At 44.6% G+C, this 21,198-nt stretch carries 13 protein-coding genes, 4 tRNA genes and 4 rRNA genes; 16 read left to right on the top strand and 5 right to left on the bottom strand.

The annotated features are described in order from the left end of the window. The first annotated feature begins 72 nt into the window (after nucleotides 1-72). From AAFX28_RS21850 to AAFX28_RS21800, 11 genes are all read left to right on the top strand, one after another. Complete coding sequence (locus tag AAFX28_RS21850; RefSeq protein WP_408690641.1) at nucleotides 73-768, top strand: VC0807 family protein; 696 nt, start codon at nucleotides 73-75, stop codon at nucleotides 766-768. Between the two features lie 205 nt (nucleotides 769-973). Beyond that, nucleotides 974-1,381: a VOC family protein gene (locus AAFX28_RS21845; RefSeq protein WP_408690640.1), complete on the top strand. Its 408-nt coding sequence runs from the start codon at nucleotides 974-976 to the stop codon at nucleotides 1,379-1,381. Nucleotides 1,382-1,503: 122 nt separating this feature from the next. After that, complete coding sequence (locus AAFX28_RS21840) at nucleotides 1,504-2,757, top strand: HD-GYP domain-containing protein (RefSeq protein ID WP_408690639.1); 1,254 nt, start codon at nucleotides 1,504-1,506, stop codon at nucleotides 2,755-2,757. Between the two features lie 498 nt (nucleotides 2,758-3,255). Then, a 16S ribosomal RNA gene (locus AAFX28_RS21835) occupies nucleotides 3,256-4,808 on the top strand. Nucleotides 4,809-4,873: 65 nt separating this feature from the next. Beyond that, a tRNA-Ile gene (locus AAFX28_RS21830) sits at nucleotides 4,874-4,950 on the top strand. A 39-nt stretch (nucleotides 4,951-4,989) separates the two neighbouring features. Then, a tRNA-Ala gene (locus tag AAFX28_RS21825) sits at nucleotides 4,990-5,065 on the top strand. A 273-nt stretch (nucleotides 5,066-5,338) separates the two neighbouring features. After that, nucleotides 5,339-8,228 (top strand): 23S ribosomal RNA (locus tag AAFX28_RS21820). Between the two features lie 82 nt (nucleotides 8,229-8,310). Continuing rightward, nucleotides 8,311-8,426 (top strand): 5S ribosomal RNA (gene rrf / locus AAFX28_RS21815). Nucleotides 8,427-8,489: 63 nt separating this feature from the next. Next, a tRNA-Thr gene (locus tag AAFX28_RS21810) sits at nucleotides 8,490-8,565 on the top strand. Between the two features lie 57 nt (nucleotides 8,566-8,622). Continuing rightward, a 5S ribosomal RNA gene (gene rrf / locus AAFX28_RS21805) occupies nucleotides 8,623-8,738 on the top strand. The 16S, 23S and 5S rRNA genes sit together here with 4 tRNA genes alongside, the layout of an rRNA operon. 31 nt (nucleotides 8,739-8,769) lie before the next feature. Further along, nucleotides 8,770-8,846, top strand: a tRNA-Asp gene (locus AAFX28_RS21800). A 410-nt stretch (nucleotides 8,847-9,256) separates the two neighbouring features. On the opposite strand, the gene AAFX28_RS21795 is transcribed toward AAFX28_RS21800, so the two are convergent. From AAFX28_RS21795 to leuA, 5 genes are all read right to left on the bottom strand, one after another. Beyond that, nucleotides 9,257-10,039, bottom strand: coding sequence for a DUF547 domain-containing protein (locus tag AAFX28_RS21795; RefSeq protein WP_408690638.1), 783 nt, complete (start codon nucleotides 10,037-10,039; stop codon nucleotides 9,257-9,259). 123 nt (nucleotides 10,040-10,162) lie between these two features. Next, complete coding sequence (gene leuD, locus AAFX28_RS21790) at nucleotides 10,163-10,765, bottom strand: 3-isopropylmalate dehydratase small subunit (RefSeq protein ID WP_408690637.1); 603 nt, start codon at nucleotides 10,763-10,765, stop codon at nucleotides 10,163-10,165. An 11-nt stretch (nucleotides 10,766-10,776) separates the two neighbouring features. Beyond that, a complete protein-coding gene (leuC, locus tag AAFX28_RS21785; RefSeq protein WP_408690636.1) occupies nucleotides 10,777-12,177 on the bottom strand; it encodes a 3-isopropylmalate dehydratase large subunit in 1,401 nt (466 codons plus the stop codon). Between the two features lie 71 nt (nucleotides 12,178-12,248). Further along, nucleotides 12,249-13,340 (bottom strand): 3-isopropylmalate dehydrogenase, encoded by a 1,092-nt coding sequence (gene leuB, locus AAFX28_RS21780; protein WP_408690635.1) that lies wholly within the window; start codon nucleotides 13,338-13,340, stop codon nucleotides 12,249-12,251. Between the two features lie 56 nt (nucleotides 13,341-13,396). Beyond that, nucleotides 13,397-14,944, bottom strand: a complete 1,548-nt coding sequence (leuA, locus tag AAFX28_RS21775; protein WP_408690634.1) for a 2-isopropylmalate synthase — start codon at nucleotides 14,942-14,944, stop codon at nucleotides 13,397-13,399. Nucleotides 14,945-15,419: 475 nt separating this feature from the next. Here leuA and AAFX28_RS21770 point away from each other — a divergent pair, with 475 nt between their 5' ends. From AAFX28_RS21770 to AAFX28_RS21750, 5 genes are all read left to right on the top strand, one after another. Beyond that, entirely contained in the window at nucleotides 15,420-15,944 is a 525-nt protein-coding gene (locus AAFX28_RS21770; protein ID WP_408690633.1) for a phosphatase PAP2 family protein, read from the top strand. An 80-nt stretch (nucleotides 15,945-16,024) separates the two neighbouring features. Further along, a complete protein-coding gene (locus AAFX28_RS21765; protein WP_408690632.1) occupies nucleotides 16,025-16,555 on the top strand; it encodes a phosphatase PAP2 family protein in 531 nt (176 codons plus the stop codon). Next, the gene (locus AAFX28_RS21760) at nucleotides 16,556-17,602 is read left to right on the top strand and encodes an MJ1255/VC2487 family glycosyltransferase (RefSeq protein WP_408690631.1); all 1,047 of its coding nucleotides are present in this window, start codon (nucleotides 16,556-16,558) and stop codon (nucleotides 17,600-17,602) included. A 389-nt stretch (nucleotides 17,603-17,991) separates the two neighbouring features. Then, nucleotides 17,992-18,951 (top strand): transcriptional regulator LeuO, encoded by a 960-nt coding sequence (gene leuO / locus AAFX28_RS21755; protein WP_408690630.1) that lies wholly within the window; start codon nucleotides 17,992-17,994, stop codon nucleotides 18,949-18,951. 166 nt (nucleotides 18,952-19,117) lie between these two features. After that, nucleotides 19,118-20,926: an AMP-dependent synthetase/ligase gene (locus AAFX28_RS21750; RefSeq protein ID WP_408690629.1), complete on the top strand. Its 1,809-nt coding sequence runs from the start codon at nucleotides 19,118-19,120 to the stop codon at nucleotides 20,924-20,926. Nucleotides 20,927-21,198 lie beyond the last annotated feature (272 nt).

Below are 21,198 nucleotides of genomic sequence, written 5' to 3'. Positions count from 1 at the left end.
CTTTACATCTTGTGCCATGCAAGGAACAATTCCCTTAAAGTGAATACAGCATGACAAAATCGTTAGGTAATTATGAATAACACGACGACGAAAAAATCGAATCCTCTATTTGAGATTCTTTTTAACGTTTTTATCCCTTCCATCATTTTGATGAAGTTAAGTGGTGAAGAACATTTAGGGACGGTAATGGCGTTGGTCGTTGCATTGGCGTTTCCTGTTGTTTATGGCGGGATGGATCTCGTTCGTAATAAGAAGTTTAACTTTATCGCAGCTCTAGGCTTTGTCAGCGTGTTATTGACTGGTGGTATTGGCTTGTTAGAACTCGATACTCGCTGGTTAGCACTTAAAGAAGCTCTGATCCCTGGGCTTATTGGTCTAGCGGTATTAGGTTCTACATTTACCAAATACCCATTTATGCAGAAGATGATTCTTAACGATACCGTGCTAAATCTGCCTTTGATCACAGAACGTTTGAAAGAAAATGGCAAGTCACAGGCATTTGACCGTTGTTTAATGTCCTCAAACTACCTTTTTGCTAGTACCTTTGCATTCTCTTCGGCTATGAACTATTTCCTAGCAACCTGGATTGTAACTAGTCCAGCTGGAACTGCTGAGTTCAATGAAGAGTTGGGTAAATTGACACTGTATAGTTACCCAATCATCGCTATTCCAAGCATGTTGATGATGTTTGGGATTTTCTATTATGTCTGGCGTCAAATTAGAGCTATGACGTCTTTGGAAACTGAACAGATCTTCCATACCAAATAGAACCGAATTAATGATAAGCCCAGTGTAATTGCTGGGCTTTGTTGTTTTTAATGGATGAAACATTTCTTAAGCGTAGAGATAAAGTTTTATCTCGGTCACTAAAGTGGCATTTTGGTCATTGATTGATGACAAAATCTTCAAGTTTTCATGCGACTTTTCAATTGCTTGCCTATCTTTAAAGAATGGAAAGTATATGGAGATTCGAATGTATAAACTCACCCCGTATTTGTTTTTTTCTGGTCGCTGTGAAGATGCGTTGGAGTTTTACCGAAAATGCTTTGGTGGCGTAGTACTCAGCAAGCAGTTATTTAAAGATGCACCTCAAGCTATAGAGGGAGCAGACCCGAACTGGGTGATGCATGCAGAGCTCGAAGCGTTTGGCATGAAATTCATGTTATCTGACGGTTTGGTTGCTAGAGAACTTGGTGGCAACAATATCGCACTATCAGTTGTTTTCGATGATCTTGATGAACAGGCGAGAATATATGACAAGCTCCTAGAAGGTGGCCATGTGATGATGCCTCTAGAAGATACTTTTTGGGGGGCTCGTTTTGGCAAAATAGAAGACCAGTTTGGCGTTCGCTGGATGTTGCATTGTGATTTGGTCAAATAGTAGAACCTAGATTCAGCTCATGAGACGCTATTGATCTCTCATTCCTATCTAAGAGTAGTGAATTCGTATTCTCATTACTCTAAAATTATAAATTAGTTGAAGATTGATAAGTTGTATATATCGTGGCAAGTATAAAAATCACAGTAGACAGACTACAGCCAGGGTTGCATATTCGACTCCCTTGTAAGTGGAATGAGCATCCTTTCTTATTTAATAGTTTCAAAGTTAAAGATGAAGAAACTATTCGTTTGATTCGCCACCTAGGAATCAAACACGTCTTCATTAATCCAAGTCAAAGTGATACTGAGCCTTTACCTCCTTCTCCAACAAATGAGCCTGTTAGTGAAAAACCGGACGCAACGGAATTAGAAGCTAAGAAGCTATGGAAAGAGAAGCAAGATCGAATTGAAAAACTCAGTTCTTACCGTCGTCGAGTTATCAACTGTGAAAAAGAGTTTGAGCGATCGTTGTCACGCATGCGCGCGGTAATGAATAAAATTCGTAATCGTCCTGAGCAAGCCGTTGATGAAGCAAGTCAGTTAGTTAACGATATTGTCGACAAGCTATTGAGTGATGACAACGTGACGCTTCATCTTATGAACGGCAAAAGTGAATTCGAAGATATCTACTTTCATTCCTTAAACGTTTCTGTTGTGGCAATGATGATTGCCAAGGCGAAAAAGCTCAGTGCTCAAGAGATAAAAGATATCGCTTTTGCTTCATTGTTTCATGACATGGGTAAAGTAAAGGTTCCGACAGCAATTTTACGTAAGCAGACAGCGCTATCAGAGCCTGAGAAAAACTATCTAAAACTACATACTAAATATGGATTAGAGATCGCCGCTAATATGGAAAGCTTTCCGGAAACAGCGCGAACCGTTATTGCTCAACACCACGAGTTGAATGATGGGTCAGGCTACCCTGAAGGACTTAAAGAAGAGGCCATCGACCCAATGACTCAAATTGTTGCTGTTGCGAACGCTTATGACAACTTATGTCATAGCAATATTCCAACAGAACAAAAAATTCCTTATGTGGCACTTTCTCATTTATATAAGAACTGCAAACATCTTTATAATAATGAGAACCTCAGCCTTTTGATTAAGTTCATGGGTATCTATCCACCAGGTACAGTCGTTCAACTCTCAAATGATATGGTAGGACTGGTGATTTCGGTAAATGCTAGAAACATTCTTTTCCCTAATGTCCTTATCTATGATCCTTCCGTTCCTCGGACTCAAGCTCCAATTATCGATCTTGCAGAGAAAGAGATAAAAATAGTAAATGCAGTTTTACCTAACAAGCTACCTGATAAAGTGCGTGAGTACTTAAACCCGCGCTCGAGAATTTCTTACTTCTTTGATTCAGATGACTAGTTATCCACAGGGAAATGTGAATAACGTTAGGGTAAGTTGGGTGTAAATAAGGCTTTGAGTGACATTTGCGCACTTGAGCCTTTTTTATTGAAAAAATGCATTTTTTCTCTTGCCTTAAAAAAGTAACTCCCTATAATGCGCTTCCACTGACACGGCAGACGCCACAAGGCTTCAGCGGTGATACAGTAAAGCCAATCAGCAAAATTTCAGATTGAAAAGTTTGAAATAAAAAATTCAAAAAAGTGTTTGACACTTGAGAATGAAACGCTAGAATGGCTGCCTCTTCCGAAGTGATGTAAGTCACAAAGAAGAGAAGCTCTTTAAAAATATAGACCTATCAATCTGTGTGGGCACTCGTTGATGATAATCCAATTAGAAGCTTCGGCTTCAAATTAGGTTTCAATGAAACGAAGTGACCAACGAGTCGAAAGACTCAGCACAGTCAATTCAAACATTACTTTATGTAATGTTCAGTATTCATTGAGCCGACAAAATCTTAAATTGAAGAGTTTGATCATGGCTCAGATTGAACGCTGGCGGCAGGCCTAACACATGCAAGTCGAGCGGAAACGAGTTATCTGAACCTTCGGGGAACGATAACGGCGTCGAGCGGCGGACGGGTGAGTAATGCCTGGGAAATTGCCCTGATGTGGGGGATAACCATTGGAAACGATGGCTAATACCGCATAATAGCTTCGGCTCAAAGAGGGGGACCTTCGGGCCTCTCGCGTCAGGATATGCCCAGGTGGGATTAGCTAGTTGGTGAGGTAAGGGCTCACCAAGGCGACGATCCCTAGCTGGTCTGAGAGGATGATCAGCCACACTGGAACTGAGACACGGTCCAGACTCCTACGGGAGGCAGCAGTGGGGAATATTGCACAATGGGCGCAAGCCTGATGCAGCCATGCCGCGTGTATGAAGAAGGCCTTCGGGTTGTAAAGTACTTTCAGCAGTGAGGAAGGTGGAGTCGTTAATAGCGGCCTCATTTGACGTTAGCTGCAGAAGAAGCACCGGCTAACTCCGTGCCAGCAGCCGCGGTAATACGGAGGGTGCGAGCGTTAATCGGAATTACTGGGCGTAAAGCGCATGTAGGTGGTTTGTTAAGTCAGATGTGAAAGCCCGGGGCTCAACCTCGGAATTGCATTTGAAACTGGCAGACTAGAGTACTGTAGAGGGGGGTAGAATTTCAGGTGTAGCGGTGAAATGCGTAGAGATCTGAAGGAATACCGGTGGCGAAGGCGGCCCCCTGGACAGATACTGACACTCAGATGCGAAAGCGTGGGGAGCAAACAGGATTAGATACCCTGGTAGTCCACGCCGTAAACGATGTCTACTTGGAGGTTGTGGCCTTGAGCCGTGGCTTTCGGAGCTAACGCGTTAAGTAGACCGCCTGGGGAGTACGGTCGCAAGATTAAAACTCAAATGAATTGACGGGGGCCCGCACAAGCGGTGGAGCATGTGGTTTAATTCGATGCAACGCGAAGAACCTTACCTACTCTTGACATCCAGAGAATTTTCCAGAGATGGATTAGTGCCTTCGGGAACTCTGAGACAGGTGCTGCATGGCTGTCGTCAGCTCGTGTTGTGAAATGTTGGGTTAAGTCCCGCAACGAGCGCAACCCTTATCCTTGTTTGCCAGCGAGTAATGTCGGGAACTCCAGGGAGACTGCCGGTGATAAACCGGAGGAAGGTGGGGACGACGTCAAGTCATCATGGCCCTTACGAGTAGGGCTACACACGTGCTACAATGGCGCATACAGAGGGCAGCAAGCTAGCGATAGTGAGCGAATCCCAAAAAGTGCGTCGTAGTCCGGATTGGAGTCTGCAACTCGACTCCATGAAGTCGGAATCGCTAGTAATCGTGGATCAGAATGCCACGGTGAATACGTTCCCGGGCCTTGTACACACCGCCCGTCACACCATGGGAGTGGGCTGCAAAAGAAGTGGGTAGTTTAACCTTCGGGGGGACGCTCACCACTTTGTGGTTCATGACTGGGGTGAAGTCGTAACAAGGTAGCCCTAGGGGAACCTGGGGCTGGATCACCTCCTTATACGATGATTATTGCGATGAGTGTTCACACAGATTGATGGTTTATGTAGTTTAAGAGACGATACTGGGTCTGTAGCTCAGGTGGTTAGAGCGTTCGCCTGATAAGCGAGAGGTCGGTGGTTCAAGTCCACTCAGACCCACCAATTTCCTTTGGAGATTGGCACACAGTATCAACACCTGATGGGGCTATAGCTCAGCTGGGAGAGCGCCTGCCTTGCACGCAGGAGGTCTGCGGTTCGATCCCGCATAGCTCCACCATCTTTAAGTGTTCTTTCACAAGAATCTTTAAACATGGTTTTCATTAGAAAATCTGCTCTTTAACAATTTGGAAAGCTGACAAATCAACAGTTTATTGTTGATTGTAAAGTTCTCAATGTTTGTCTTTATGACAAACACCAATACAACACATTCAAGTGTTCTTGGAATTTGAGTCCGGCAAAATCGAGTCTGCACATGTATAAAAATGCAGACAACTTTGGTTGTTTAACAACATCCTCAAGATTCGCTTCGCGAAACTCTTTGGGGTTGTATGGTTAAGTGACTAAGCGTACACGGTGGATGCCTTGGCAGTCAGAGGCGATGAAGGACGTATTAACTTGCGATAAGCCCAGATTAGGCAGTAAAAGCCACTTGAGTCTGGGATTTCCGAATGGGGAAACCCACATGCATAAGCATGTATCATTAACTGAATACATAGGTTAATGAGGCGAACCGGGGGAACTGAAACATCTAAGTACCCCGAGGAAAAGAAATCAACCGAGATTCCGAAAGTAGCGGCGAGCGAAATTGGACTAGCCCTTAAGCTTTATATGCGTTAGACGAACGGTCTGGAAAGTCCGGCGATACAGGGTGATAGCCCCGTAGTCGACAACGCACATTCAGTGAAATCGAGTAGGGCGGGACACGTGATATCCTGTCTGAATATGGGGGGACCATCCTCCAAGGCTAAATACTACTGACTGACCGATAGTGAACCAGTACCGTGAGGGAAAGGCGAAAAGAACCCCTGTGAGGGGAGTGAAATAGAACCTGAAACCGTGTACGTACAAGCAGTAGGAGCACCTTCGTGGTGTGACTGCGTACCTTTTGTATAATGGGTCAGCGACTTATATTCAGTAGCAAGGTTAACCATCTAGGGGAGCCGTAGAGAAATCGAGTCTTAACTGGGCGTCGAGTTGCTGGATATAGACCCGAAACCAGGTGATCTAGCCATGGGCAGGTTGAAGGTTGAGTAACATCAACTGGAGGACCGAACCGACTAATGTTGAAAAATTAGCGGATGACTTGTGGCTAGGGGTGAAAGGCCAATCAAACCTGGAGATAGCTGGTTCTCCCCGAAATCTATTTAGGTAGAGCCTCGGACGAATACTACTGGGGGTAGAGCACTGTTAAGGCTAGGGGGTCATCCCGACTTACCAACCCTTTGCAAACTCCGAATACCAGTAAGTACTATCCGGGAGACACACGGCGGGTGCTAACGTCCGTCGTGGAGAGGGAAACAACCCAGACCGCCAGCTAAGGTCCCAAATTATAGCTAAGTGGGAAACGATGTGGGAAGGCTTAGACAGCTAGGATGTTGGCTTAGAAGCAGCCATCATTTAAAGAAAGCGTAATAGCTCACTAGTCGAGTCGGCCTGCGCGGAAGATGTAACGGGGCTAAGCTATAAACCGAAGCTGCGGCAATGACTTTTAGTCATTGGGTAGGGGAGCGTTCTGTAAGCCGTTGAAGGTGTGTTGTAAAGCATGCTGGAGGTATCAGAAGTGCGAATGCTGACATGAGTAACGATAAAGGGGGTGAAAAACCCCCTCGCCGGAAGACCAAGGGTTCCTGTCCAACGTTAATCGGGGCAGGGTAAGTCGACCCCTAAGGCGAGGCCGAAAGGCGTAGTCGATGGGAAACGGGTTAATATTCCCGTACTTCTTACAATTGCGATGGGGGGACGGAGAAGGCTAGGTGGGCCTGGCGACGGTTGTCCAGGTTCAAGTGCGTAGGCTTAAGAGTTAGGTAAATCCGGCTCTTTTTAAGGCTGAGACACGACGTCGAGCACCTACGGGTGTGAAGTCATTGATGCCATGCTTCCAGGAAAAGCCTCTAAGCTTCAGATTGTAAGGAATCGTACCCCAAACCGACACAGGTGGTCGGGTAGAGAATACCAAGGCGCTTGAGAGAACTCGGGTGAAGGAACTAGGCAAAATGGTACCGTAACTTCGGGAGAAGGTACGCTCTTGACGGTGAAGTCCCTTGCGGATGGAGCTATTGAGAGTCGCAGATACCAGGTGGCTGCAACTGTTTATTAAAAACACAGCACTGTGCAAAATCGTAAGATGACGTATACGGTGTGACGCCTGCCCGGTGCCGGAAGGTTAATTGATGGGGTTAGACTTCGGTCGAAGCTCTTGATCGAAGCCCCGGTAAACGGCGGCCGTAACTATAACGGTCCTAAGGTAGCGAAATTCCTTGTCGGGTAAGTTCCGACCTGCACGAATGGCGTAATGATGGCCACGCTGTCTCCACCCGAGACTCAGTGAAATTGAAATCGCTGTGAAGATGCAGTGTACCCGCGGCTAGACGGAAAGACCCCGTGAACCTTTACTACAGCTTGGCACTGAACATTGACCCTACATGTGTAGGATAGGTGGGAGGCTTTGAAGACGGTACGCCAGTATCGTTGGAGCCGTCCTTGAAATACCACCCTTGTAGTGTTGATGTTCTAACGTTGACCCCTGAATCGGGGTTGCGGACAGTGCCTGGTGGGTAGTTTGACTGGGGCGGTCTCCTCCCAAAGAGTAACGGAGGAGCACGAAGGTGGGCTAATCACGGTTGGACATCGTGAGGTTAGTGCAATGGCATAAGCCCGCTTGACTGCGAGAATGACAATTCGAGCAGGTGCGAAAGCAGGTCATAGTGATCCGGTGGTTCTGTATGGAAGGGCCATCGCTCAACGGATAAAAGGTACTCCGGGGATAACAGGCTGATACCGCCCAAGAGTTCATATCGACGGCGGTGTTTGGCACCTCGATGTCGGCTCATCACATCCTGGGGCTGAAGTCGGTCCCAAGGGTATGGCTGTTCGCCATTTAAAGTGGTACGCGAGCTGGGTTTAGAACGTCGTGAGACAGTTCGGTCCCTATCTGCCGTGGGCGTTGGAAGATTGAAGGGGGCTGCTCCTAGTACGAGAGGACCGGAGTGGACGAACCTCTGGTGTTCGGGTTGTGTCGCCAGACGCATTGCCCGGTAGCTAAGTTCGGAATCGATAACCGCTGAAAGCATCTAAGCGGGAAGCGAGCCCTGAGATGAGTCTTCCCTGACCCCTTGAGGGTCCTAAAGGGTTGTTCGAGACTAGAACGTTGATAGGCAGGGTGTGTAAGCGTTGTGAGGCGTTGAGCTAACCTGTACTAATTGCCCGTGAGGCTTAACCATACAACACCCAAAGGGTTTTGATGGACTCAAAGAAAGAACATTGAATGTGTAAGAACTCCAGCTTTTCAAATTAAAGAATTTGCTTGGCGACCATAGCGATTTGGACCCACCTGATTCCATGCCGAACTCAGAAGTGAAACGAATTAGCGCCGATGGTAGTGTGGGGCTTCCCCATGTGAGAGTAGGACATCGCCAGGCTTTAAATTTAAGAGAGCCCGTTTGAAAAAACGGGCTTTTTTAGTCCTTAAAGGACATCTTGATGCTGATATAGCTCAGGTGGTAGAGCGCATCCTTGGTAAGGATGAGGTCCCCAGTTCGAGTCTGGGTATCAGCACCAGTTACTGTTTGTTTTATGCTTTTATCAAGAGCCTAAATCAAAACGTAAAGAATTTTACTTGGCGACCATAGCGCTTTGGACCCACCTGATTCCATACCGAACTCAGAAGTGAAACGAAGTAGCGCCGATGGTAGTGTGGGGTTTCCCCATGTGAGAGTAGGACATCGCCAGGTTCTAACTTAGACTCAAGAGTCTAACCAATGCGGAGCGGTAGTTCAGTTGGTTAGAATACCGGCCTGTCACGCCGGGGGTCGCGGGTTCGAGTCCCGTCCGCTCCGCCACTTATTCCAGACCTCAGCAGAAATGCTGGGGTCTTTTTGTATGTGCGGTATTATTTTGGTCTTCGACCAACGAGTCCCGCTTGAGCGCAAGCCCGGCCACTCCGCCACTTATTCAGACAAAGCCCTAGCAGAAATGTTAGGGCTTTCGTCGTTTTATAAGCCCGTTGCTGACGCAACGGGCTTTTTGCTTTCAAAGGAGAAGTAAAAACTTTCTAGCGGTGCGAGACTTCTTTCCTTAGAACTTTGATTCAAAAGGCATTTACTGTCATTCCATAGAACGACGAAGGAGTGAGTAAGGAATCTCGCTGGCTTTTCAAACAGCTATCAAACTCTTTGTTCCATACTGTCGAGAATGACAATAATAAAAAGGACTGGCACTATTCCCAGCCCTCTTGGAATTTTCTATTTCACTACTTTTTATCGTTCAAATCCCAGTCGTATTCATAACTAAACTTACCATTGAGGTTGGCTAATTCAGGACGATATTTCGCTAAGTGCTGAACCAACTCTTGCTTGCTACCGAAGTCATCAGAGAACCAATCATAGATTGATGAAAGCTGAGTCTTGTTACCAGTGATCAGCACACCTTTATCACTATTAATAAACTCTTGAGCTGCTATTTCGAGAAGTTGCTCTGTGTTCTCAGAAGTAAATGCGTTTGGTTGTAAGTTAGGACAACCTAAACTTGCACAGTTAACCGCGTAATGAGTACGTGGATCATTCCAGATAGGACGAAGAATTCGATGCTCTATATCATTCAGAGTGAGATCCTTACCTGCAACTGTCGCTACTTCATCTCCCCAAGGGCCAAAACTAAACAATCCACCTAACTTAGTTATTGATTTCACCGGGTAGTCATCAAGGATTAAATCGACGGTAATCGCATTGTAGAGGTTGACCCAATACGCATACTGCTCTTTTAGCGAATATTCACGAGGATCAATCTTTTCAAGCGATTCGATATACTGATTTAACTTCTGCTTATCTTGGTTTGAGACAGAACCATATTTTACTAACGTGTAGCCTCCATCTTTAACTAAATAGTTATCAAGAAAGTTCTGCCAATCTTGATGAGAAATCGTTGTCGTATTCTCTTGATTGGATTGCTGCCAAAAAGCCCACAGTTCAGACTTTGGTACCGCGAATAGATGAAATGAGGTAAGAGTTAGTAGTAAAGCAATGATGCGTATCATTAGGCAAAATCCTTTAGTCGAAAGCGCTTTAATTAACAGACCTAACTAAGCGCGAATTTGTTTCGTTAGAAACAAAAAAGGTTAGCCTTAGCCAACCTTTTCATCATCTTTCTGTGTAAAAGCTTACTTCAGGAAGTTTGGTATATTTGCTTCAAAAGCAGCAATCTTATCTTCGTGCTGTAGCGTCAAACCGATGTTATCTAACCCGTTTAATAGACAATGGCGACGGAACTCATCAATTTCAAATGAGTACTCTTTACCATTAGCACGAACGACGTTTGCTTCTAGGTCTACTTCAACCTCAGCCCCTTCGTTTGCTTCGACGAACTGGAAGATTTCATCCACTTCTTGCTCAGTTAGACGTACTGGAACCATTTGGTTATTGATTGAGTTACCGTAGAAAATATCGGCGAAGCTTGGTGCAATCATCGCTTTGATGCCGTAATCCGCTAGTGCCCATGGTGCGTGTTCGCGTGAAGAACCACAACCAAAGTTTTCACGAGCGAGTAGAATCGAAGCACCTTGGTATCGAGGAGCGTTCATCACGAACTCTGGGTTTGATTGCTCACCAGCGTCATCTAAGAAACGCCAGTCATGGAATAGGTGCTTGCCAAATCCTAGTCGAGAAACCTTCTGAAGGAACTGCTTAGGAATAATTGCATCGGTATCGACGTTCGCTGCATCTAAAGGAACAACTAAGCCTGTGTGTTGTTTAAAACCTGACATCTATTTGCTCCTTAGTCTAATTCACGAATATCAACAAAGTGACCAGCAATCGCTGCTGCAGCTGCCATTGCAGGGCTGACTAGATGGGTACGACCATCACGGCCTTGGCGACCCTCAAAGTTACGGTTTGAGGTTGATGCACAACGCTCGTGTGGACCTAAGCGGTCATTGTTCATTGCTAGACACATTGAACAGCCTGGCAAGCGCCACTCAAAACCAGCATCTTTGAAAATTACGTCTAAACCTTCCGCTTCTGCTTGAGCTTTAACTTGCTCAGAACCAGGTACGATAAGTGCTTGTACGTTATCTGCGACTTTACGACCTTTTGCAACTTCAGCGGCTGCACGCATATCTTCGATACGTGAGTTAGTACAAGAACCAACGAAAACTTTATCTACTTTGTAGTCAGATAGCGCTTTACCCGCTTCTAGACCCATGTAAGCCAATGCTTTTTCAGCCGATGCTTTTTCTACTGGGTCAGCAAAGCTTTCTGGAGCAGGGATTGCTTCATCTACCGCAATAACTTGACCAGGGTTAGTACCCCAAGTTACTTGTGGTTTGATGTCAGCAGCGTTAAGCGTTACTACGGCATCGAACTCTGCATCGTCATCAGTTTTTAGAGACTTCCAGTATTCGATCGCAGCGTCTAGATCTTCACCTTGAGGTGAGAACTTACGACCTTTGATGTATTCGAATGTCGTTTCATCTGGAGCGATTAGACCTGCTTTTGCGCCTAGCTCGATCGCCATATTACATACTGTCATACGACCTTCCATCGTAAGATCAGTAATCGCTTCACCGCAGAACTCAACAACGTAGCCAGTACCACCTGCCGCTGTTGTTTCACCGATGATTGCTAGCACGATATCTTTAGCAGTGATGCCAGGTGCTACCTTGCCTTTCACTTCGATCTTCATCGTTTTAGCGCGTGCTTGTTTTAGCGTTTGGGTTGCTAGGACGTGCTCAACCTCAGAAGTACCGATTCCGAATGCTAGCGAGCCGAACGCACCGTGTGTCGCTGTATGCGAATCACCACAAACAATAGTCATACCAGGTAGAGTAATACCTAGCTCAGGACCCATCACGTGCACAATACCTTGGTACTTGTGGTTGATGTCATAAAGCGTTACGCCAAACTCTTCACAGTTTTTCGATAGCGTCTCCATTTGGATACGTGCCATCTCACCTGAAGCATTGATGTCTTTGGTTTGCGTTGAAACGTTATGGTCCATAGTTGCAAATGTTTTGCTTACTTGGCGAACCTTACGACCTTTCTCACGTAGACCATCGAACGCCTGAGGAGACGTTACTTCGTGAACTAAGTGTCGGTCGATGTAAAGAATCGGGTTTTCACCCTCAGCGGCTACGGCGACGTGTGCGTCATAAACCTTTTCGTATAAAGTCTTACCCATTATCACTATCCTGTGTGTAGCTCCTGACAACGGCTTATCAGGAGCGAATAATTATTATCTGTCTGCTTAAATCAAGAATTTAGGATGTACTCAGCGATTTTATCGCCCATCTCTGAAGTCGATAGCGCTGGCTTGTCTCCTGATAGGTCGCCTGTTAGTTCACCTGCTGATAACGCTTTAGATACTGCTGCTTCAATATCTTGCGCCGCAGCTTCTTCACCTAGGCTGTAACGTAGCATTAGTGCAGCAGATAGGATTTGCGCTACTGGGTTTGCAATGTTCTTACCTGCGATGTCCGGTGCACTGCCGCCTGCTGGTTCGTATAGGCCGAACTTACTTTCGTTTAGTGATGCAGACGGAAGCATACCCATAGAGCCTGTGATCATTGCACACTCATCAGAGATGATATCGCCAAAGATGTTTGAGCAAAGCATTACATCGAACTGAGCAGGATCTTTGATTAGCTGCATGGTTGCGTTATCGATGTACATGTGTGAAAGCTCAACATCTGGGTAATCTTTTGCGATTTCTTCAACCACCTCACGCCATAGGATCGAGCTTTGAAGTACGTTCGCTTTATCGATAGAACATACTTTCTTGTCACGTAAGCGCGCAGATTCAAATGCAATCTTAGCGATACGTTCGATTTCGAAGCGGTGGTAAACCTCAGTATCGAATGCTTTTTCGTTTGGACCTTCGCCTTCACGTCCTTTAGGTTGGCCGAAATAGATACCACCAGTCAGCTCACGAACGACAACGATGTCAAAACCGTTGCCAGAGATATCTGCGCGTAATGGTGAAAAACCTTCTAGACCTTTGTGGATCTGTGCTGGACGCAGGTTACAAAATAGTTGAAAGTGCTTGCGTAGCGGAAGTAGGGCTCCACGTTCAGGTTGATCATTTGGTGGTAGGTGCTCCCACTTTGGGCCACCAACAGAACCGAACAGTACCGCATCTGATTCTTCACATGCTTTTACTGTACTTTCTGGAAGCGGGCAGCCGTGGTTATCGATAGCGATACCGCCAACATCGTGCTCGTCGCGAGCAAAACTAATACCGTGCTTTTTCTCAATCGCATCTAGAACTTTATGCGCTTGAGCCATAACTTCTGGGCCAATGCCGTCACCTGGTAAAACGGCAATGTTGTATGATTTGTCTGTCATGTTATTCCTTTAATTTTTATGTCTTCCAGAGACGACTCGCATCCCTGGAGTCTTACTTATACTGTTTCGATTTTCTTTTGTTTGATCTCTGCGATCTTATCAGCACGGTGGATGCTGTTTATTACGTGAAGTAGTGCTTGGCCAGATGCTTCGACGATATCGGTAGAAACACCGGTACCGTGATATTTGCGACCTTTATAGTTGGCAATAATATCTGCTTGGCCTAGTCCGTCTTCGCCTTCACCTTTAGCCGTTAAATCGAACTTATCTAAAACAATATCATAACCAGTTATACGATAGATACACTGGTATAGCGCATCAACAGGGCCGTTACCGACAGCCGCTTCAGATTGCTCTTCATCACCACATTGAAGTTTGATACTGGTGGTCGCCATTACACTGCCAGATTGCACACTTAGGTAGTTCAATTTGTAGAAATCGTCTTCTTCACGCAAGTTAGAGAAGTGCATTAAAGCTTCTAAGTCGTAATCGAAAACTTGTCCTTTACGGTCAGCTAACTTCAAGAAGTCTTCATATAGAGCGTCTAGGTTGTACTCGTCATCTTTGTAGCCCATGGTATCCATGTGGCTCTTCACGGCAGCGCGGCCGCTGCGGCTTGTTAGGTTTAGAGCTTGATTCTTAAGGCCAATCGACTCTGGTGTCATGATTTCGTAGGTGTTTTTATTTTTAAGCATGCCATCTTGGTGGATACCTGAAGAATGGCTGAATGCATTCGCACCTACGATTGCCTTGTTATCTTGAATCGGCATATTACAAAGCTGACTGACTAGCTTACTGGTACGGTGGATTTCATCATGCTTTAGACCAGTATGAACACCAAGTAGTTCTTGGCGAGTCTTGATGATCATCGCGATCTCTTCTAGTGAGCAGTTACCAGCTCGCTCACCGATGCCGTTGATAGTGCCTTCGATTTGACGGGCGCCGGCTTGAACTGCGGCAATAGAGTTTGCTACAGACATGCCTAGGTCATCGTGACAGTGAACTGAGATGATCGCTTTGTCGATGTTTGGTACACGGTTGAATAGAGTTTGGATAATACCGCCAAACTCATTTGGTACTGTGTAGCCAACTGTATCTGGAATGTTGATGGTATTTGCGCCTGCGTCAATCGCAGCTTCAACCATACGACATAGGTTGTCGATTGGTGTACGGCCTGCATCTTCACAAGAAAATTCAACGTCGTCAGTGTACTTACGAGCATGTTTTACTGCTTTTACACCCATTTCGACAACATCATCGTAACTACGACGTAGTTTGTCTTGGACATGAACAGTAGAAGTAGAAATAAACGTATGAATTCGGAACTGGTCAGCTACTTTTAATGCTTCAGCTGCGGCATCGATGTCTTTCGCAACGGCACGCGAAAGGCCACAGATACGGCTGTTTTTAACATTACGAGCAATGGTTTGTACTGATTCGAAATCACCAGGTGATGAAACTGGGAAACCCGCTTCAATAACGTCTACACCGAGTCTTTCAAGTGCGTAGGCAATTTGCAGTTTTTCTTTAACCGTCAAGCTTGCTGACAACGCTTGTTCGCCATCACGTAGTGTGGTGTCGAAGATAATGACTTGATCGTTCATGAGTGCTTCCTTAGTGATTCGATGCTTATTGCACCAGTTAATCGTTTACTTCCAGTATTTTGGTATAAAAAAACCCGCATCTAAGTGCGGGTTCTGTGTAATTCTGTGTGGTTATTTTTCTTCCACAGCCTACCCGCGCGATGTTTTCACGATAAGGAGGAGGCTCAGCAGGAAAGAAAAACGGTTCATCATTGTTAACGATTCCTTTAAGGGCGTTAAATAATCCACATATTTAAGTTAACAAATTAGTACCGCACTCAAGAGGTCACGTCAACCCTAAAGTTACTTTTTTGTGCAAGTCAGATCAGTTCAGCAGAGAATCCTACAAAATCAGCAATCTTAACGACAGTTTTCATTAACTTTATGAATTAATTACCTTAGAAGCTATTTCTGAAGTAAACATTAATCTTGGGTTCATTTGTGGTTTCTTATTATGAGGAGGCTTTGGGGGTGACAAGATAGGAGTTTGTGTCACATGCGTTTAGTGCAGCCGCTTATTAGATTCGATCTCGCCTTTTCAACATTTTGTTTATCGAATCGCTTTAATATTCCGCTCTCGGTCATTAGTCGTTGGGTATCACGCAGTGGAGATGGGCCACTGTATATCTTAATCGCATTAATGGCTTACCAATTCGATAATGCGCTTGGTAGCGTGTTTGTCAAAACTAGTATTTTGGCTTTCGCAATCGAGTTGCCAATCTATTGGATGATCAAAAATACTACTCGCAGGCGTCGTCCATTTGAGTGTTCTGATTCGCTTAGCTCTTTTATACAGCCCGCTGATCGTTTCAGCCTTCCTTCTGGGCACACTGCTGGGGCTGTCTTAATGGCAACAATGCTTAGTGCTTTCTTCCCAGTGCTGCTGCCAATAGCTGTAGTATGGGCATTTGCTGTTGGGGCTGCGCGCGTGATGCTCGGCGTTCATTTCTTTAGCGATATTCTAGTTGGTGCTGTACTTGGTTTTACAGCGGCTCAACTTGCATTGTTATTGACAATGTAATCGAAACTCAGTGAAAACTTCACGAGCTTGTCACCAACCCACTTTAGCTTGAGCGTAACACCGTATAAGAGGAGTCGGTAATGCGTTCAATTGAACCAATAGCAAAAATGGATCTAGCATTTTCTCTGTTTTGCCTCCAGCACAGGTTTTCTCAACCCTTATCCCGATTAAGTAAGGCTATCTCACATACTGGAGATGGCCACTTATATGCATTGTTTGGTTTACTTGCATTTGTGATGGGCGGGGATAACGGTCAACTATTCTTTATGGTCGGGTTATTAGCGTTTGCTATCGAGCTGCCGATCTATTGGCTGATTAAAAATATCTTTAAACGACGTCGTCCACATGACTGTTCTGAGCTAGTGACCTCATATATAACGCCAAGTGATAGATACAGCTTACCTTCCGGCCATACGGCGGCGGCATTTTTGATGGCAACTTTAGTGAGCGTTTGGTATGTCGATCTTTCGACGTTTGTTTACACATGGGCTTGCTTGATTGCGAGTTCGCGAATTCTGCTCGGTGTCCATTTTCTTACCGATATCATTCTTGGCGCTGGATTAGGTATTACGAGTGCCATCCTTGCTATTAGCTATGTCGGAGGAATGTAGATGAAAATCCTTTATGGGGTACAAGGAACTGGAAATGGACATATTGCAAGAGCTAGGGCGATGTCTAAGCCTCTTTTAGAGCAAGGGCTGCAAGTTGATTATTTATTTACGGGCAGAGCAGAAGACAAGTACTTCTCTATGGAGGAGTTTGGTTCATTTCAGACTCGTCGCGGATTTTCCTTTGTGACAGAGAGAGGCAGTATTAGCTACTTCAAAACCATGATGTCGAATAACATCTGGCAGTTTACTAATGATGTAAGCAATTTAGAGCTCTCTGAGTATGATCTTGTTCTGAATGATTTTGAGCCTGTCTCTGCTTGGGCTGCCAAAAAACAGGCAATCCCTTCAATCAGTATTTGTCACCAGAACGCTTTTCGTTATGCCGTGCCGCTACAAGGAGCAAATTGGTTAGATAAGCAAGTCATCGAGCATTTTGCTCCGGCGGATCATCATATTGGTCTTCATTGGCATCACTTCGATCAACCTATTTTACCCCCAATTGTTCACCCTTCTTGTTACCCAACCCAAGAAGAGCCGTTGGTATTAGTTTATCTGCCATTTGAAAGCGTTAACGATATAACCGAGTTGCTCCTTCGCTTTACCACTCAGCCTTTTGTTTGTTTTCATCCTGAAATTATTGAGCACAAGAAAGTTGATAATATTGATTTCTATCCATTGGGCTTACAAACATTTCAAGCTTACTTGAGCTGCTGTAAAGGCGTGATTACCAATGGGGGATTTGAATTGCCTTCTGAGGCGCTGACTCTCGGTAAAAAGCTACTCTTGAAGCCCTTAGTTGGGCAGTTTGAGCAGGTAAGTAATGTAGCAACTTTGGAAGAGTTGGGCTTAGCAACAAGGATGGATATTCTTGATGCCGCGACAGTAAGGCATTGGTTGGACGAATCAAGGGCAGAGAGTGTGACTTACCCTGATGTTGCAGCGGCATTAGCTGCTTGGATAAAGCAAGGGGAGTGGGAAGATACTACTGCCTTGAGACAATCCCTATGGGAAAAAGTTGATTTTCCAAGCTATGCGACTCGAATCTAGAATGCTTCCTTCTTCACCAAACAGCATCACTCATTGATGCTGTTTTTGTATCTACTTTCGAAATAATAGCCTCGGTTAATGTCTGACACCGTGGTGTAACACTTGGAATTAATATCAAATATTTATATATCAGTGTGAAATCTAACTATTTACCTTTTTTTATAAATGGTCTAATTAATTGTTGTATAAATGATTTTTTAAGGGATAAGTAAAAAATAATGATTAATTGTCAATCTTATTGCTAATCGCTGAATGATTCGCCGATAGTAGAAATTCGTCAGCAAACATCTAACAAATAAATATAACGGATGAGACGAGACTTGGGTTTTCTATTCCAACTCAAATTGAACTAAGAACCATTTACGCTGAAGAATTAAGAGGCTTGCCTAATGATTGACAAGAAAGAGTCTATGAGTGCTATCGCTAGCTACCGCATGGAAAGTACTTTACGTGGAGTAGATTTAAACCTATTAACTGTTTTTGATGCTGTTATGCAGGAACAAAACATTACTCGTGCAGCGCACAACCTTGGCATGTCTCAGCCAGCAGTAAGTAATGCTGTAGCGCGTCTAAAAGTGATGTTTAATGATGAACTGTTTATGCGCCAAGGACGTGGTATTCAACCAACTCAACGTGCTCGCCAATTATTTGGTCCTGTTCGTCAAGCACTACAGCTAATTCGTAACGAGCTTCCTAGCTCAGTATTCTCTCCAGAAACATCTACGCGTCTATTTAAGCTAGCTATCTGTAGTCCATGTGATATGCGTTTCGCTCCGAACATTATGTCAACGATTCACGAAATGGCACCGAATGTTCAACTACACTTAGATGCTGAATTTGATCGTCAGCTGGCTGAGCGTATGCGTTACCAAGAAATCGACTTCGTTATCGATTATGCTCGCTTCGATGAGCAAGGTTTCTCTAGCACAGAAATCTTCCAAGATGAGTTAGTCGTTGTTGCTTCAAAAGGACACCCTCGCATTCAAGGTGCTGTTACTGCGGACTCATTACTTCGCGAGCGTCATGCGAAACTGTCTAAAGTTCATGGTCAACGTAGCTTCTCAGAGCAAGCGTACCGCGAACTAGACGTACAAGCTTACTATGAAGGCACAAGCTTAAGTAATGTTCTATACGTTGTAGGTCAGTCAGAGCTTGTGACAATTGCACCACGCTGGATGGTTGAGAACGCAGCGAATAAAGATCAGCTGCAAGTGATCGATTTCCCGTTTGAAAATGGCAAGATCAGCGGTTTCCTAAGCTGGCATGAGTCTAGCGAGAAAGACAAGGGTCACATCTGGCTACGTGATCAACTAATGATGATTTGTGGTGAAGTGGTTGCGTTAGATTAATCAACTCAATCATCGAAATCGTAAAACCTCGGATGGTGAATACTGTCCGAGGTTTTTTATTATTTATATTGATAACTTTGACGCTCATCAGTTGCCTTTTCTAGTCCGAAATGTACACTTGTGCGCTGATTAAAGCTTACATGTGTAAGCTAAAGGTAGACAAAGAATGGCCGACTTAGATTTTCATATCGTAAAACGAATTAGAGACCAAATTGCCAAGGGCAGCGACCGTATTGCACTTAAACATAAAGTGGGCAATATGTGGAACGGCATTAGCTGGAAGCAGTTTGGTCAGCAAGTTGATTCTCTATCACTTGCTCTATTGGCTCATGGAATCAGAGTTCAGGACAAGATCGGTATCTTCTCCAATAACATGCCACAATGGACAGTGGCAGACTTTGCAGCACTTCAATTACGTGCCGTTACTGTACCTATTTATCCAACCAATACCGCCGCTCAGTCAGCATATATTTTGCAAGATGCAGATGTACGTATTCTGTTCGTTGGTGAGCAGCCTCAGTTTGATGCTGCCGTTTCTATTTTCGACCAATGTGAGCAACTAGAACTGATTGTTGCGATGTCAGATGACATTGAGCTTGGCGATTTTGAACATGCGATTGGCTGGCAGCAGTTTATTGCCAAAGCTCAAGCAGAGCAGCAAGGTGAGCTAGACGAGCGTTTGGCTCAAGCTAACTTTGATGACCTTCTAACGCTTATTTATACGTCAGGCACAACGGGGCAGCCAAAAGGTGTAATGCTTGATTACGCCAATATTGGAGCGCAATTAGAAGGTCACGATCAGCGTTTGAGTTTATCTGAGTCTGATGTATCACTTTGCTTCCTACCTCTTTCTCATGTTTTTGAGCGAGCTTGGACTTTCTATGTTCTTTATAAGGGAGCAACCAACTGCTACTTGCAAGACACGATGCAAGTGCGTGAGGCCCTAAGTGAAGTTCGCCCTACTGTTATGGCAGCGGTTCCTCGCTTCTACGAGAAGATCTTCTCTGCAATTCATGAAAAAGTTGCCAAAGCACCATTTATTCGCAAAGTTCTATTTACTTGGGCAGTGAATATGGGTGCAAAAATGGCGGTTTGTCACCAAGAAGGCCGTAAGCCATCTGTGATGCTGAAGAAATCACATGCACTTGCAGATAAGTTAGTGTTATCGAAACTACGTGCGCTGTTAGGTGGCCGAATTAACTTCATGCCATGTGGTGGTGCGAAGCTTGATGAGACCATCGGCCGCTTCTTTCATGCTATCGGCATTAACGTGAAGTTAGGCTACGGTATGACGGAAACAACGGCGACAGTTTCGTGCTGGGATGACAAATGCTTTAACCCTGACTCTATTGGTATGTCGATGCCAGGTGCGCAAGTTAAGATCGGTGAGAACAATGAGATCTTAGTTCGTGGCCCAATGGTAATGCGTGGTTATTACAAAATGCCTGAAGAGACGGCGAAAACGTTTGATGAACATGGGTTCTTAAAAACGGGTGACGCTGGTCATATCGATGAGAACGGCAACCTATTTATCACTGATCGTATCAAAGAGTTGATGAAAACCTCGGGTGGTAAATACATTGCTCCTCAGATGATCGAAGGTGCGATTGGTAAAGATCACTTCATTGAACAAATTGCGGTAATTGCTGATACTCGTAAGTTCGTTTCTGCTTTGATCGTTCCTTGTTACGACTCACTGGAAGAGTATGCGAAAGAGCTCAACATCAAATATCACGATCGTGTCGAGCTTATAAAGCATCACCAGATTGTTGAGATGCTAGAAAAGCGCGTTAATGATCTACAAAAAGAACTGGCGAAGTTTGAACAGGTGAAAAAGTTTAAGCTATTGCCAAAAGCGTTCTCAATGGATGATGGTGAGTTAACACCAACACAGAAACTTCGTCGTAAAGTCATTAATGATAAATATCAGGACGAAATCGAAGAAATGTATAGTGATAAGCCAGACAAAAAGTAGTTTTTCACAAAGTTAATTTTTCGATTGCTTAATAATCCCCCAACGTACTTTTAGTGCTTTGGGGGATTTTTTTTAGCACTTTGGATTTAATAAACTGTTCACTTTTTGCAGGCTGATGAGATTTATGAACGATATTATCGAGTGTATTTATTGCTTTTAATGGGGTAACTATCTATTTAGTGGCATTGAGGTAGGCTGTTTTTATGATTTATTTCCAATAAATAGCATATTGTTTAAAGTGAGAGAGACATCTCATTAGACCCATTGATAAT

Origin of the sequence: Vibrio sp. TBV020, assembly GCF_046056895.1 — a bacterium.
GTDB lineage: Bacteria > Pseudomonadota > Gammaproteobacteria > Enterobacterales > Vibrionaceae > Vibrio.
The sequence above is the reverse complement of the archived record's forward strand: the minus strand, read 5'-3'. Positions and strand labels throughout refer to the sequence as shown.

What these genes read in the sequence shown, in the direction of transcription:
- AAFX28_RS21850 (WP_408690641.1), top strand. Translation starts at nt 73, where the DNA reads ATGAATAACACGACGACGAAAAAATCGAATCCTCTATTTGAGATTCTT.
- AAFX28_RS21845 (WP_408690640.1), top strand. Translation starts at nt 974, where the DNA reads ATGTATAAACTCACCCCGTATTTGTTTTTTTCTGGTCGCTGTGAAGAT.
- AAFX28_RS21795 (WP_408690638.1), bottom strand. Translation starts at nt 10,039, where the DNA reads ATGATACGCATCATTGCTTTACTACTAACTCTTACCTCATTTCATCTA.
- leuD (WP_408690637.1), bottom strand. Translation starts at nt 10,765, where the DNA reads ATGTCAGGTTTTAAACAACACACAGGCTTAGTTGTTCCTTTAGATGCA.
- leuC (WP_408690636.1), bottom strand. Translation starts at nt 12,177, where the DNA reads ATGGGTAAGACTTTATACGAAAAGGTTTATGACGCACACGTCGCCGTA.
- leuB (WP_408690635.1), bottom strand. Translation starts at nt 13,340, where the DNA reads ATGACAGACAAATCATACAACATTGCCGTTTTACCAGGTGACGGCATT.
- leuA (WP_408690634.1), bottom strand. Translation starts at nt 14,944, where the DNA reads ATGAACGATCAAGTCATTATCTTCGACACCACACTACGTGATGGCGAA.
- AAFX28_RS21770 (WP_408690633.1), top strand. Translation starts at nt 15,420, where the DNA reads ATGCGTTTAGTGCAGCCGCTTATTAGATTCGATCTCGCCTTTTCAACA.
- AAFX28_RS21765 (WP_408690632.1), top strand. Translation starts at nt 16,025, where the DNA reads ATGCGTTCAATTGAACCAATAGCAAAAATGGATCTAGCATTTTCTCTG.
- AAFX28_RS21760 (WP_408690631.1), top strand. Translation starts at nt 16,556, where the DNA reads ATGAAAATCCTTTATGGGGTACAAGGAACTGGAAATGGACATATTGCA.
- leuO (WP_408690630.1), top strand. Translation starts at nt 17,992, where the DNA reads ATGATTGACAAGAAAGAGTCTATGAGTGCTATCGCTAGCTACCGCATG.
- AAFX28_RS21750 (WP_408690629.1), top strand. Translation starts at nt 19,118, where the DNA reads ATGGCCGACTTAGATTTTCATATCGTAAAACGAATTAGAGACCAAATT.